Raw genomic sequence first — 14,216 nt, 5'->3', positions numbered from 1 at the left:
TCTTTTTTTAATAAATGTCGTCGGGTCGGCGCAAAGTATAGAAATGTCCCCTAATGGTAAATGGCAGTTAGCTACTTTTGGCGGGGGTAGTCTCCCTCTTGGTAGCTATAAAGGCGATGTGGGGAAGGCAAAAAATGGTGCAATGCTGGGAATAACTGTTGATCGATACTTTAAAGAAAATAAATTTGCTTTAGGGCTCGATTTCCGGACTTTTCAACATGAAATATGCACCTGCGGGGATATCTATTTTACTAACGGGTCTCTCGTCGCCAAATATGATAATGCTACCAGATTCAGAGGACTAAATGTAATGGTTGGCCCAACATATAAATTCTCTGTTTATCAATTTGGAATAGAAGCTTTCATTAAAGGAGGAGCTATGTTTCAGGAATTTCCGCAATATAGCCATGTACTTACGGTGAATAATCAGGCTCAGTTCTTGCCGGAACAGACCAATAATCCAACAAGTAGTCCAAAATCTTTGGTGGGGGTCGGCGGAGTAAGAATTTCTTATCAGGTAAGTCCTGTTATTGGTTTGTTTTTGCAAACCGATTATATGAATACATTTGGGTCAACGTTCGGTAATGAAAATGGTGAATTCCACTATCAAAAATATAATCAAATACAAGATATCGACAGGAAAACTTCATTTAATGAAAGCGGGGGTGTTATTCTGAATCTGAACGAATACTTCGAATCCAATCCTGTAGATCTTCAAACACATATAAAAGCTTTTAATATTTTAGGAGGTGTCAGATTTATATGGGGCAAAGGTAAGAAGCCGGAAATACCAGAATTGCCCATGGTTATTAGCCCAACCGAAAACGTTAAAGATATTTTAATTGTAGCTAAAGATAAGCAAACAGGAATGTTATTGGAAAACGTTGTTGTGACGGTGAAATCGGGGTCAAAAATCTTAACTTTTATGACTGACGCTAACGGAGAAATTCCTAAGATTAAAAATGCGAAGCGTGATAATTATTTCATTTCCGGAGCTAAAAATGGTATTTCGACTACAACAGCAACTATTGCAGGCGCTGATTTTGATGAAGATAGTGAAGTGATTTATAGAGAAATTTTACATAATGATCCACGTTTTACTCTAATTGGAGAAACGGTAAGTTTAAAAGATGACTCTAAATTACCCAATATCAATACAATTTTAACCAATATCACCAGCTCTACTAAGACGTCTCAGGTTTCTGACGCTGATGCCAAATTCGCTTATCAACTGGCTCAGGAGTCGGACTACGCTGTTGTAGCACATCAATCGGGAAAATTTTCCCAAACCGAAAAAGTAAGTACCAAGGGATTGGATAGAAACGAAACATTTTATGTTAAGCTAAAGCTCCCGGTTGAAGATATTGAAACCGGAAAGACCTTTGTTTTAAAAGATATACATTATGATTTTGATAAATCTAATATCAGGCCGGATGCTGCCCGGATTTTGGATAATGTGGTTAATATTATGAATCAAAATCCGTCTTTAAAAGTAGAATTATCTTCTCATACAGATTGCAGAGGGAGTAATGCTTATAACATGATATTATCTAATGCCAGGGCAAAATCTGCAGTTGCATATATCGTAGGTAAAGGGATTGATAAAAATAGATTGGTAGCAAAAGGATATGGAGAAACTAAATTGTTAAATGGTTGTTATGATGGTATACGCTGTTCTGAAGTGAAACATCAGCAAAATAGAAGAACTGAATTGAAAGTTTTAAGTATTATAGATAAATAGATGGGGAGTTGAGGGAAGAAAAAGCCTTACGTTGAGAAATGTAAGGCTTTTTATTATAGTGCTTTAAAGGTATAACCCGCTTTTTGCCAATGTGCTAACGCTCGTGGTAATGTATATTCCATTCTGTCTTTAGCCTTTAGGCTATCGTGGAAAACAACAATACTACCCGGTTTCGTGTGTTTTAATACATTCTGAAGGCATTTTTCGGGAGATAAATTAATGTCAAAATCTCCGCTGAGAACATCCCACATAATAATTTTTAACCCTTCAATGTTTGATCTCAATTGTTTGATCTGGTCTTTTTTTATTCGTCCATACGGCGGCCTGAATAAATTGCTTTGTGTCAATTTTTGACATTTTAATGCATTGGATATGTAATTTTCTGTTGCGGTCTCCCAACCTTTTAAATGGTTATAAGTGTGATTACCAACCCCATGTCCCTCTGCAATAATTTGTTTAAATATGTCAGGGTGTTTATCTATGTTATCTCCAATACAGAAAAAAGTAGCTTTGGCAGAGAACTTTTTTAATGTTTCCAAAACGAAAGGTGTAACAATAGGTATAGGACCGTCGTCAAACGTAATGTAAATTGTTTTATCGTCTTTAGGTATGTTCCATATCAAATTATTGGCATAAAATTTTTTCAGTAACCATGGAGATTTAACAAGATACATAAATGAAAATGTTTATGTTTAAATATATCAAACGAAAGCAAAGATGAGAATAATTGTCTTTAGATTTTTGAAGGGTAAAAGTTTCGCTGTTTTTTTTAGTGTGCTATGTACTTTTCAATTATTTAGTATGGTAGTACAGGCACAGGCTGTTAGGAAAATTGGTCTCAGGGAAGCTATAGATTTAGCTTTATCTAACAATCTGCAGGTTAAACAAACTGTTTTGCAATCTGATATTTCTGCGGAAAATCTAAAACAATCTAAATTCGAGCTGGTGCCATCATTAAACGCTTCCAGCTCGGCAAGCAGACAGTTTGGTCTGTTTTTCGATCAAACTTCAGGAACCGTAGTACAAGAGGCAGATCAATTAGATGGAAATTTAGGTACAAGTGTTCCTATCTTTCAGGGCTTCTCTTTAAGAAACAGAGTTTTACAGAATAAAGCATTATTGAAATCAGATATCAGTAATGTCGAAAAAATAAAAAATGATTTACTGCTATCGGTAATAACAACCTATCTGCAGGCTTTGGCTAATAGAGATTTAGTTGTAGCAAGTAATCAGCAATTAACTTTGTCTAAAGAACAGTTAAGTATCGCCCAAAGAAATTTTGATGTTGGAAATAAAACCTTAGCCGATTTATCTCAGGCCAGAGCCCAGGTAGCGAATAATGAATTGAGCTTAACAAATGCACAAAATGCTTATGATCTTTCTGTATTAGAATTAAAGCAGCTGATGGAATTGAGTCTGCAGGAAGAGATAGAATTGGAAATACCGGTTATTCCTTCGCTGGCAAAATTGGAATCGGGGTACACAGCAAGTGCAGTTTATAATCAGGCAGTAGAAAATTACCCGGATGTGAGGGTAGCAAAATATAATACAGAAGCTGCCGCTTATGCGTTAAAAGCTGCCAAGGGCGATTTATATCCGAGTCTTTCTTTTAGGGGCGGAATCGGGACAAGGTATTCCAGCATTCTTTCGAATTCTTTCTCCAAACAGTTGGACGAGAATATTAATAAATATGTTGGATTGCAGGTAAACATACCCATATTCAATAACTATAGGATTCGTTCAGCCGCTAACATAGCCAAAATCAGGTACGAAAGTGCAAAAGTTGCAGAGCAGGTTGCTAAAAATAGTCTCAATAAAGTAATTAACCAGGCCATTTTAGATTTGAGAGCCGCTGATAAGCGTTTTTATGCTACCCAATCAGCTTTGGAATCTTCGAAAGAAGCTTTTGAAGTTACCAAGAAAAGATATGATGTGGGTTTGGTAAGTGCAATAGAATTAAATACTTCTCAGGTGAATTTCAATAAGTCTGAGTTCGATTTTATACAGGCAAAATATGATTTGCTTTTCAGGAGTAAAGTGGTAGATTTTTATTTAGGAAACCCTATAAATCTTTAAAATAATCGATTTATGAATAAAAAATTAAAGAAAATAATAATTGTTGCAGTTGTACTGGTTGTTCTTGGAGTTGTTGCTGCGAAGATGGGCTGGATAGGAAAAAGTAAAGCCATAAAAGTTGCAGTATCTAAAGTAGAAACCAAAGATGTTATTGAAACGGTTTCTGCCAGTGGCAAAATCCAGCCAGAAGTTCAGGTAAAACTAAGTCCTGAAGTGTCTGGTGAAATAGTAGAGCTGAATGTAAGAGAAGGTGATATTGTTAAGAAAGGACAATTACTATGTAAAATAAAGCCAGATATTTTAGTGTCGGGATATGAAAGAAGTGTAGCATCCTATAATGCTCAGAAGGCTGCAGTAGGAAGTGCTCAGCAACAAATTGTTCAGGCAGAAGCCAACTTTAAGAATGTCGAGGCCAGATATAAAAGGAACCAAACTCTATATAAAGAAAAAGTGATATCTGCTTCTGAGTTTGATGCTGCCCAGGCAGAATATCTGACAGCAAAAGCAAATTTAGAATCTGCGAAACAGGGACTGGTTGGGGCAAAATTCAATTTGGAACAAACCGGAGCGGCGGTTAAAGAAGCCGGAGATAATTTAGCCAGAACAAATATTTATGCTCCCGTAGATGGTGTTGTATCGAAACTGTCTGTAGAAAAAGGAGAGAGAGTAGTAGGTACTGCACAAATGAGCGGTACAGAAATCATGACTATTGCCGATTTAAGCAGTATGGAAGTAAATGTAGAAGTGAACGAAAATGATATTAACAGATTGAGTTTGGGAGATACTTCTATTATTGAAGTAGATGCCTTTATGGGGAAAAAATTCAAAGGTATTGTTACAGAAATTGCCAGTTCTGCAAGTATTGTAGGCGAAAGTGTAGATCAGGTGACTAATTTTGCAGTTAAAGTGAAAATTTTACCTGAATCATATGCAGATGTGATGCAGAAAAACAAACTTCCTTCTCCTTTTAGACCAGGCCTGTCAGCAACAGTTGATATACAAACTAATAAAAATAAGGGAATGGTTGTGCCTATTCAGGCGGTTACGGTTAGAGAAAATGAAAATCAGGAGAAGCCCGAAAATGATAAAGAAGAATCTAAACCAAAAACCAAAGCGAAAGAGTATGTTTTTGTACTGGAAGGAAATAAAGCTAAGCAGGTAGAAGTAAAAACAGGAATTCAGGACAATCAGTTTATCATAGTAGAAGGCTTAAAAAAAGACCAACAGGTAATCAGTGCGCCTTATAGTGCCATTTCAAAGGATCTAAAAGATGGAAGCGAGGTTGAAGTTGTGGATAAAAACAAATTGTTCGCCGAAGTTAAGAAATAGTAAATATTGCTAAACCCAAAGAAGACAAAGCATATAAAGATTTTTAATAAGGCAAGCAGCAGTACAGCTTTTAAGCTGTCGCCTGATCAATTTTTATTGTTTACTTTTTACTTTTTGTCTTACTTTGCATAACATGTACAACAATAAAAATAAGATAGGCGTAGTAGGAGGAGGCAGCTGGGCAACATCTATTGTAAAGATGCTAGGTGATAATGAAGCTGAAAAGCAGATTTTTTGGTGGATGAGAAATGAAGCGGCTATCACACATATCAGAGAATTTAAACATAACCCATATTATATTTCTGCTGTTGAATTAAAAATTCAACCCGAGAATGTAGATTCTGACATTCAGAAAATTGTATCACAATCAGATATTATTATTTTAAATACACCTGCCGCATTTTTGAAGCAGTCTTTAGCAGGGCTCCTTCCGGAGCATTTTAAAGGAAAAAAGATAGTTTCGGCGATTAAGGGAATTGTTCCGGAAGAGAATATGATAGTGGGCGATTTTATGCATGAAATTTATAAGGTACCTTATACTGATTTAGTTGTTATCAGTGGCCCCTGTCATGCCGAGGAAGTTGCACTCGAGAAACTTTCTTATCTTACTATAGCTTCACAAAATAACGAGTTAGCCTCGCATTTTGCTTCCCTATTGCGTACCAGATATATTAAAACTATTCTTTCTGACGATATATTCGGAACCGAATACGCTGCTGTATTAAAAAATATTTATGCTGTTGCCAGTGGTATTGCACATGGAGTTGGTTATGGAGATAACTACCAGGCAGTTTTTATTTCAAATGCTTTAAGAGAAATGAAGCGTTTTGTCGATGTCATTCATCCCATTCACAGAGACGTAAAAGAATCTGCTTACCTGGGCGATTTATTAGTGACTTGTTATTCACAATTTAGCAGAAACAGGACGTTTGGGAATATGATAGGTAAGGGATATACCGTTAAATCTGCCCAATTGGAAATGAATATGATAGCCGAAGGATATTATGCAACAAATTGTATTTTTCAGATTAATAAAAAATACAACGTAGATATGCCAATCCTAAACGCAGTATACCGTATTTTGTATCAGCAACAAGCGCCTGTTGTCGAAATGAGGCAATTGAGTAACGAGTTAATTTAAGAATTTATTAGTCATAGATTATAACCAATTGTCGTTTCAAGGGCTATTTCCTATATTGTTAACCATTTTATAATTGCAAACAAACATAAACCCAAATTAAAAGTATGAAGTATATTCTTTTATTCTTTGCGATGCTTGCATCAACAGCATCGTTTGCTCAAATAAATCTTCCTTCCTTTTTTTCCGACAATATGGTGTTGCAGAGAAATGCAGAAGTCAATTTCTGGGGTTGGGGAAACAGAGGTGGCCAGGTTCTTATTATTCCCTCCTGGTCAAAAGATTCTATCAAAGTAAAGGCAACTGGTTATGCTCGTTTTGATGCGAAGTTAAAAACGCCTGAAGCCGGTGGGCCTTATGAAATTACCGTAATTAGCGGTAGAAACAGAAGAACCATCAAAAATATTCTTATTGGAGAAGTTTGGCTATGTTCAGGCCAGTCAAACATGCAATGGAGTTCATATAATAAGCTCCAGGAAATGATAGATGAATTACCCAATGCCAATAATCCAAAAATAAGATTGTTGCAGGTAAGCAATATTGCATCTGCTTCGCCGCAAGATAATATTTACGATTCATGGAAAGAATGTACATCCGAAACAGCAAATGGATTTAGCGCGATAGGTTACTTTATAGCAAAGCAATTAAGCCGGGAACTCAATGTGCCGGTTGGTATAATTAACTCCAGCTGGGGAGGTACGCCGGCAGAGTTCTGGACTCCTGCAAAATATATAGAAAAAGACCAGGAACTGTTGAATAATGCTAAGGTACATAAACCTTCTACAGGAAAACCACATGAATACGCTACTTTATGGAATGCGATGATACATCCATTGGCAGGTTATAATATTGCAGGAGCTTTCTGGTATCAGGGAGAAACAAACGTTGGAACCTATAGTGGTTACAATAAACTTTTTTCTACCATGATAAAAAGCTGGAGAGAAGCTTGGAAATCTGATTTCCCGTTCTATTATGTACAAATTGCACCATATGATTATAAATCTCCGGCAAACGAACAAAAAGGAGCTTTTTTAAGAGAACAGCAGGCGAAAACTTTGAATGTGTCAAAAACAGCGATGGCTGTAATTACCGATTTGGTTCCGGATGTTAAAAATATCCACCCAACCAGAAAAAAGGAGGTGGCCCAAAGACTTGCCAATATTGCTTTAACAGAAGTTTACGGTAAAAATGCTACAGATTATAAATCTCCTGTTTATAAAAATCATAAAATAGAGGGCAACAAAATAATCATAGACTTCGATTATCTGGAGGGTAAACTGCAGGTAAAAGGTAAAGAGATAACAGATCTTTTTATTGCTGATGATTCCAAAAACTTTGTGCCAGCAAGCTATAAGATAGATAAAAATAAATTAATAGTATTTAGTAAAGATGTGAAAAAGCCAGTAGCCGTTAGATTCGGATTTACTGATATTTCCATGCCTAATCTGTTTAATGATAAAGGTTTGCCGGTTTCCCCGTTTAGAACGGATAGTTGGTAATTATTATTCGTGAGTTATTTGTATTCAGCAATCCCTTCTGTGGGATTGCTGAATAATATCCTGAATTAAAAGATAAACTTCAACACCAGTTATATTACCACTTGTTAAGATTTATCTTCACTTTCAATGAGTTTTATTAGTGTTTCTTTGCTAGGTAACACAGTTAGATACTTACTCGCAAAGATTTGTGTGTTATTTTCAGGAAGGGTAAATTCAACAACAGCCTCACTTTTATTTTGACAAAGTATAATACCGATTGTTTTATTCTCATCATCAAGTTTTACTTTTCTGTCGTAATAGTTCACATACATCTGCATTTGTCCAATGTCCTGATGCTTTAGTTCGCCAACTTTTAAATCAATCAGTACAAAACATCTTAAAATTCTATTGTAAAAGACCAGGTCAATTCTAAAGTGCTTATCATCAAAACTTATTCTGTTTTGTCTGGCAACAAATGTAAAACCTGTTCCAAGTTCTAAAAGAAAATGTTCAAGTTTGTCAATCAATTTTTGTTCTAACTCACTTTCAGAATAAATATTCTGTTCAGGAAGTCCAATAAATTCTAAAATATAAGGATCTTTGATCGCATCTTGTGGTCTCTGGATTACCTGGCCTTGCTCGGCAAGTTTAAGAATTTCATTTTTATCTTTACTCAAAGCAAGTCGGGTGAATAGAGCAGAGTCATATTGACGATTTAGTTCTCTTAAGCTCCAATTGTTTTTAAATGCTTCAATTTCATAGAACTTCCTTTCCAATTCGTCATCAATTCGCATCAATTTTAGATAATGCGACCAGCTCAATTTGAATTCGTCCGACAAAGTCGTATCATTTTTGGAAATTGGTAATTCCGCAGACAGTGTCTGCGCTTTTGAATAAACAAGATAAAATTGCCTCATTTGCTCTAAATTTCTTTGAGAAAATCCTTTTCCAAATTCAGCAGTAAGGTGTTTTGAAAGGTTTTTCAATAACTGCTTTCCGTAATCAGCTCTTTCTTTTCCATTTTGTTCTTCCTCAACAATCATTCGTCCGATTTCGAAATAAGTCAGAACCATAGTGTGGTTTATTGCCTGAAAGACGCTTTGCCGGGCTTCATTCAGTAAGCTTGAAATCTTCTTTGATAAATCGTTGAGAGAAATATTTGTCATTTATTTAGTTAAAAACTTAGAATACGAATATACTTTTTTTAGAGGTTATCCGCATTGGAAATCAAACAATATAGGAAACTTGTCTATGTATGCGATTAATATACCCTAGTTGCTAATAAGCTCCCATGTTAACATTTCACATAGGATAGATAAGATTCCGGAGTTTTGTATTTGCAGAAAAATAGTAACTTAGACCTAAGGTAAATCTGCGCACACTTAAATTAACTCTCTATGCCAATAGACTTATTAAGCGATGAAGAATTGCTTTCTCAGCTACAACAGGGAAAAAGAGATGCCTTTAATCAGATTTACGAGCGGTATTATTCCTTACTTTATGCTCATGCTTATAGAAAGCTGCAGAGTAAAGAAGAAGTACGGGACATTCTTCAAAACCTATTTATTCATATTTGGAACAATAGGGAAAATATAATTATACACTCAAGTCTATCTTCATATCTATATACTTCCGTAAGAAACAGGATTTTAAATTTCATTAGAGACACAAAAGTCAGAGAGCAATACATGGCTTCTATTCAGGAATTTTCTGAAAAAGGAGAAAATCTAATAGAAAGTCAATTGCAGGAAAAAGAATTAATCAGAATAGTTGAGCAGGAAGTAGCACTGCTCCCACCACAAATGAGATTGATTTTTGAGATGAGCAGAAACCTGGAAATGTCACATCAGGAAATTGCTGATGAATTGAATATCAGTCCGCTAACCGTTAGAACCCAGGTTAGAAATGCATTACGGATTCTTAGGGTAAAACTCGGAACACATATTTTTACAATTTTTTTTTAATTTCCAATACCCCCTTCCTCTTTTTGCCGTGTCATAGAATTATAAACGCCCCAATAGGCCTAAATAAGTTCGATGAAACAGAAAGAAGATTTACTTCACAAGTATTTTTCAGGCGATGCCAATGCCGAAGAAAAGGCATTGGTAGAATCGTGGTATTTAGATCTGAACAAAGATAAAAAGGAATTAAGTCAACAAGAACTTGAAGAAGAGTTTTACCTTGGTTTTAAAAATATAAATAAAGCAATAGACAGACACAAGCGTTTGTTCTATATCAGGATATCCGCTGCTGCAGCAATAGTGTTTTTGGTTTTAGGCAGTCTGTTTTTGCTAAACAATCGTTACGGTCAACAGCCTTCTGTTTCCAAACAAAACCAATTGGCTAATCAGGAAAATCTTAAGGACAAAGTAGTGTTAACGCTTTCTGACGGGCGAAAAATCAATGTTGGTAACATACAATCAGGGAGCGCTATCGAAGAAGAAGGGGCTGTTTTGTCAAAGTCGTCGGGTACCGAACTATCATATTCATCATCGGATGCGAAAAATATAAATGCCTTTAACTCAATAGAAACTCCTGTGGGCTTAAGTTTCCGGATCAATTTACCTGATGGAAGCAAAGTTTGGATCAACTCTATGTCGAAATTAAAATATCCTGTCCGTTTTCATGATGACGAACGTACAGTCGAGCTGGATGGTGAGGCCTATTTTGAAATTGCAAAGGATAATAAGGCTGATGGAAGCCGCAAACCTTTTAAAGTTATTTCCAGAAACCAAACAATAGAGGTCTTAGGGACACACTTTAATGTACGCTCTTACGAAGATGAGAATTTAGTTAAAACTACTTTATTGGAAGGAGCCGTGAAGGTACATTTTCAGGCTTTGGCTAAAGTACTAAAACCTGGAGAGCAGGCTGCTTATTCTAAACCAGATAATTCCGTTGCGATTTCAGAAGTTAATCCTGAAGATGTCATAGCCTGGAAAGAAGGTTATTTCAGTTTTAAAGATATAGATGTTGTAGCCTTTATGAACGACCTTAAAAGGTGGTATGACATAGATGTAGAGTATAAAGGCGAACTTAAGTCAAAACGCATCAGCGGAACTTTTTCACGATCGAAGAACTTGTCGGAATTATTACTATCTGTGGAAGATTTGGGAGATTATAAATTTAAAATAGTCCCGGGGGATGCCTCCGGAAATGGAAGGAGGGTTGTGGTAATGTCGAATTAGAATACAAACGGGATTGCCTGGAGGAAACCTGAGGCACTGCGAATGCCTCAAGTTCTGAGCTGTAAAAGCCCAATTAGGTCAATCTTACAATTGCATGCTATTACAATTATTAAAAAATAAGCCTAATCAATCAAATGTATAAAAAAAATATCGTAAAGCTATCCATTCCGGATAGTGGCATGTCTTATAGAATTTTGCTGAGGATGAAACTGATATTCCTTTTCCTTTCGGCAATGATACTACAAACCAATGCGGCAATATATGCTCAAAAAGTAGATATCAATGTCAAAAACGCAAATCTGAAAGATGTATTTAACATCATCAGAAAACAAACAGGGTACGACTTTGTGTACAAACTGGAAGACTTGAACCAGGCAAAACGGGTGAATATATACGCCAAAGCTGAACCCATTCAGCAGGTTTTGGAAAAATGTTTCCTAAATCAACCGCTTACCTATAAAATAAATGCAACTACAATTTCTGTGAAGAAAAAGATAGTGGATAATCAACCTCCAAAAAATATAGGCATAGTGGGTAAAGTAACAGATGAAAAGGGAGAGCCTCTGGCAGGAGTGAGTGTGAGGGTAAACGGAACGTCTGTTGGAACTATTTCAGATTATAATGGTAATTATAAAATAAATGTTCCGAATGTTGATGCCGTTCTTCAGTTTTCTTATATCGGCTTTGCTGTGCAGGAGAAACAAATATCAGGAAATACAGTAATTAATATTTCACTTAAACCCGAGGCTTCTAACTTGAGTCAGGTAGTAGTTATTGGCTATGGAGAGGTAAAGCGTGGCGATGTAACTGGTTCAGTATCAGAAGTGAAAATCGAGGATTTGCAGAAAGCTCCGGTACTTTCGGTAGATCAGGCACTGGCAGGGAGAATTGCTGGAGTGCAGGTATCTGCTAATGACGGCCAGCCAGGTTCAGAAATGAATATCGTCATACGAGGAGGAAATTCCTTAACGCAAAGCAACTCTCCTTTATATGTTATCGATGGTTTCCCTTTAGAAGATGCCAGTCTTATGAGCATTAATCCAGAAGACATCAAAACTATGAATGTTCTTAAGGATGCATCAGCTACGGCTATTTATGGCTCGAGAGGAGCAAATGGCGTTATTGTAATAGAAACTAAACAGAGTGAAGGAGACAATAAAACCAATGTTTCTTATAATAATAATATTGGTTTTCAAAGAGTAACCAATCGTTTGGAATTAATGGAGCCTTATGAATTTGTTAAATATCAATATGAAGCAAATGCTCAGGCTGCTGATGTTTTATATCTGGCTAATAGAGGAAGAACTGTAGAAGATTATCGAAATATACCCGGAATAGATTGGCAAGACCATTTATTTAGAGATGGATTTTATCATAACCATTCTTTAACCCTTTCGGGAGGAGGAAAAACCAGATTTCTTAGTTCTTTTTCTTATGTCAATCAACAAGGACCAATTATAAAAACAGGCTACGACAGAATTCAGGGAAGACTAAATCTTAACCACGACACCAAGAATGCAAAGTATTTTTTAGGAATAAATTATAGTCAGGATAAAGACTTTGGAGATGTATCTTCTTCCCCAGAGACTGCAACATATAGCAGTTACACGCTTTTTAGAGCATGGGCATTCAGACCTACATCAGGTATAGACGATAGTATGTTTTTTGACGAAATCATAGATCCCGAATCAGCTATAACAACCACAAATCCGATAATAGATCTTAATAATACATTAAGGGAAACCAGAAAGAATAACTTGTTAATAAATGCATCGGCGACATTTAAGATCAATAAAGACCTGGAGTTTAGGTCGAGAGGAGGTGCATCAAAGAGAACCTATCGCGAGGCAGGTTTTTATAACTCCTTAACTTCCAGAGGAACATCTTTATTACCAGGAAGTGTAAAAGGAGTTAATGGCCTGGTCAATTTTGTACAGATGGGAAACTGGCTAAATGAAAATACCTTAACATACCGTAAAAGAATACAACATCATTCTTTTACTGGGCTTGTAGGTTTTACGATGCAACAAAATGATTATAGCCGGTTTGGGTTGGCTGGCGAACAATTGCCAAATGAAGATTTAGGATTAAGTGGGCTTGATCAGGGGACAGTTAGTGCAAATACAGCAATAATCAATAAAAATTTTTTAATGTCATATCTGGCAAGGGCAGACTATAATTATAAAAGTAAATATTTATTAACACTAACCTTTAGAACAGATGGTTCCAGTAAATTTTCAGACGGTAATAAATGGGCATACTTCCCATCTGCGGCCTTCGCATGGAAAATGAAGAACGAGAGGTTCTTGCATAACTTTACTTTTTTAACAGATGCTAAATTGCGGACTAGTTTCGGTTATACAGGAAATAACAGAATTGGTGATTTTACCCGGTTCTCACAAATTACAATGCCATATAGTTCCCATTATTCTTTCAATAATGGAAGTCCAACATTAGCGGCAATCCCTAGTATATATGGTAACTCTGATTTGAAATGGGAAACAACAAGACAACTTGATATAGGTTTAGATTTAGCTTTCTTAAAAAACAGGATAAGGTTGACCGCCGATTTTTATGATAAAGTAACAGATGACTTATTGCTAAGCGCCCCTGTACCTTATTCTACCGGATATACCAATATCTACAAGAATATAGGAAGTATCAGTAATAGAGGGTTAGAACTCTCTTTATCAACGGATAATATAAAGACAAAGCATTTTACATGGTCATCTGATTTTAATATCAGTTTTAACAGAAATAAAATACTTTCTCTTACCGACGAAGCAAACAGGCTGCTGACGCCGATAGGATGGTCTAGTAATTTCAATACCGTTAACTTATATATGGCACAGGTAGGGGGACCCTCTGCAATGTTTTACGGTTTGGTATGGGACGGAGTTTATACTTATGATGATTTTGATGTTATTGGCGGAGAATATGTCCTTAGGAAGAATGTGCCCACCAATGGTTCCTCTAGAAATGCAATACAACCAGGTTTCATTAAATATAGAGATTTAAATGGGGATGGAATTATTAATATTAACGATAATACTATTATAGGCAGAGGATTGCCGGTGCATATAGGAGGATTTAATAATAATTTCCGGTATAAAAACTTTGGGCTGAATGTGTTTTTCCAATGGTCTTACGGTAATGATGTGATGAATGCTAACAGAATGTATCTGGAAGGAAACATCAACAACAGTATAGGGATGAACCAATTGCAAACTTATGAGAACAGGTGGACTCCCGAGAATCCGAACAGC

10 protein-coding genes are annotated in these 14,216 nt (G+C 36.1%); 8 read left to right on the top strand and 2 right to left on the bottom strand.

The window, feature by feature from the left end; all coding sequences use genetic code 11:
• The coding region (locus ABWO41_RS08140) for an OmpA family protein (protein WP_353136205.1) at window positions 1-1,741 on the top strand (1,741 nt) is incomplete at its 5' end.
• 53 nt (window positions 1,742-1,794) lie between these two features.
• Here ABWO41_RS08140 and ABWO41_RS08135 read toward each other — a convergent pair.
• On the bottom strand, window positions 1,795-2,415 hold the full coding sequence (locus tag ABWO41_RS08135) for a polysaccharide deacetylase family protein (RefSeq protein ID WP_353136202.1): 621 nt from the start codon (window positions 2,413-2,415) through the stop codon (window positions 1,795-1,797).
• Between the two features lie 127 nt (window positions 2,416-2,542).
• Between ABWO41_RS08135 and ABWO41_RS08130 the strand changes: the two genes are divergently transcribed.
• From ABWO41_RS08130 to ABWO41_RS08115, 4 genes are all read left to right on the top strand, one after another.
• A complete protein-coding gene (locus tag ABWO41_RS08130; RefSeq protein WP_353136199.1) occupies window positions 2,543-3,817 on the top strand; it encodes a TolC family protein in 1,275 nt (424 codons plus the stop codon).
• A 12-nt stretch (window positions 3,818-3,829) separates the two neighbouring features.
• A complete protein-coding gene (locus tag ABWO41_RS08125; protein WP_353136196.1) occupies window positions 3,830-5,146 on the top strand; it encodes an efflux RND transporter periplasmic adaptor subunit in 1,317 nt (438 codons plus the stop codon).
• A gap of 133 nt (window positions 5,147-5,279) precedes the next feature.
• The gene (locus ABWO41_RS08120; protein WP_353136193.1) at window positions 5,280-6,287 is read left to right on the top strand and encodes an NAD(P)H-dependent glycerol-3-phosphate dehydrogenase; all 1,008 of its coding nucleotides are present in this window, start codon (window positions 5,280-5,282) and stop codon (window positions 6,285-6,287) included.
• Window positions 6,288-6,391: 104 nt separating this feature from the next.
• The gene (locus ABWO41_RS08115; RefSeq protein WP_353136190.1) at window positions 6,392-7,783 is read left to right on the top strand and encodes a sialate O-acetylesterase; all 1,392 of its coding nucleotides are present in this window, start codon (window positions 6,392-6,394) and stop codon (window positions 7,781-7,783) included.
• 104 nt (window positions 7,784-7,887) lie between these two features.
• On the opposite strand, the gene ABWO41_RS08110 is transcribed toward ABWO41_RS08115, so the two are convergent.
• Window positions 7,888-8,928 (bottom strand): PDDEXK nuclease domain-containing protein, encoded by a 1,041-nt coding sequence (locus tag ABWO41_RS08110; protein WP_353136187.1) that lies wholly within the window; start codon window positions 8,926-8,928, stop codon window positions 7,888-7,890.
• A 231-nt stretch (window positions 8,929-9,159) separates the two neighbouring features.
• On the opposite strand from ABWO41_RS08110, the gene ABWO41_RS08105 reads away from it, so the two are divergent.
• The 3 genes from ABWO41_RS08105 to ABWO41_RS08095 form a co-directional block, all read left to right on the top strand.
• Window positions 9,160-9,726 carry an RNA polymerase sigma-70 factor gene (locus tag ABWO41_RS08105; RefSeq protein ID WP_353136184.1) on the top strand — a complete coding sequence of 189 codons (567 nt, stop codon included), beginning with the start codon at window positions 9,160-9,162 and terminating at the stop codon, window positions 9,724-9,726.
• Window positions 9,727-9,798: 72 nt separating this feature from the next.
• Window positions 9,799-10,950, top strand: a complete 1,152-nt coding sequence (locus tag ABWO41_RS08100) for a FecR family protein (protein WP_353136181.1) — start codon at window positions 9,799-9,801, stop codon at window positions 10,948-10,950.
• 134 nt (window positions 10,951-11,084) lie between these two features.
• A partial coding sequence (locus ABWO41_RS08095) for a TonB-dependent receptor (protein WP_353136178.1) occupies window positions 11,085-14,216 on the top strand: 3,132 nt, incomplete at its 3' end.

It is taken from the genome of Pseudopedobacter sp., from assembly GCF_040392825.1.
Classification (GTDB): Bacteria; Bacteroidota; Bacteroidia; order Sphingobacteriales; family Sphingobacteriaceae; genus Pseudopedobacter.
This window is presented reverse-complemented; position numbering and strand designations above follow the sequence as displayed.

What these genes read in the sequence shown, in the direction of transcription:
- ABWO41_RS08135 (WP_353136202.1), bottom strand. Translation starts at nt 2,415, where the DNA reads ATGTATCTTGTTAAATCTCCATGGTTACTGAAAAAATTTTATGCCAAT.
- ABWO41_RS08130 (WP_353136199.1), top strand. Translation starts at nt 2,543, where the DNA reads ATGGTAGTACAGGCACAGGCTGTTAGGAAAATTGGTCTCAGGGAAGCT.
- ABWO41_RS08125 (WP_353136196.1), top strand. Translation starts at nt 3,830, where the DNA reads ATGAATAAAAAATTAAAGAAAATAATAATTGTTGCAGTTGTACTGGTT.
- ABWO41_RS08120 (WP_353136193.1), top strand. Translation starts at nt 5,280, where the DNA reads ATGTACAACAATAAAAATAAGATAGGCGTAGTAGGAGGAGGCAGCTGG.
- ABWO41_RS08115 (WP_353136190.1), top strand. Translation starts at nt 6,392, where the DNA reads ATGAAGTATATTCTTTTATTCTTTGCGATGCTTGCATCAACAGCATCG.
- ABWO41_RS08110 (WP_353136187.1), bottom strand. Translation starts at nt 8,928, where the DNA reads ATGACAAATATTTCTCTCAACGATTTATCAAAGAAGATTTCAAGCTTA.
- ABWO41_RS08105 (WP_353136184.1), top strand. Translation starts at nt 9,160, where the DNA reads ATGCCAATAGACTTATTAAGCGATGAAGAATTGCTTTCTCAGCTACAA.
- ABWO41_RS08100 (WP_353136181.1), top strand. Translation starts at nt 9,799, where the DNA reads ATGAAACAGAAAGAAGATTTACTTCACAAGTATTTTTCAGGCGATGCC.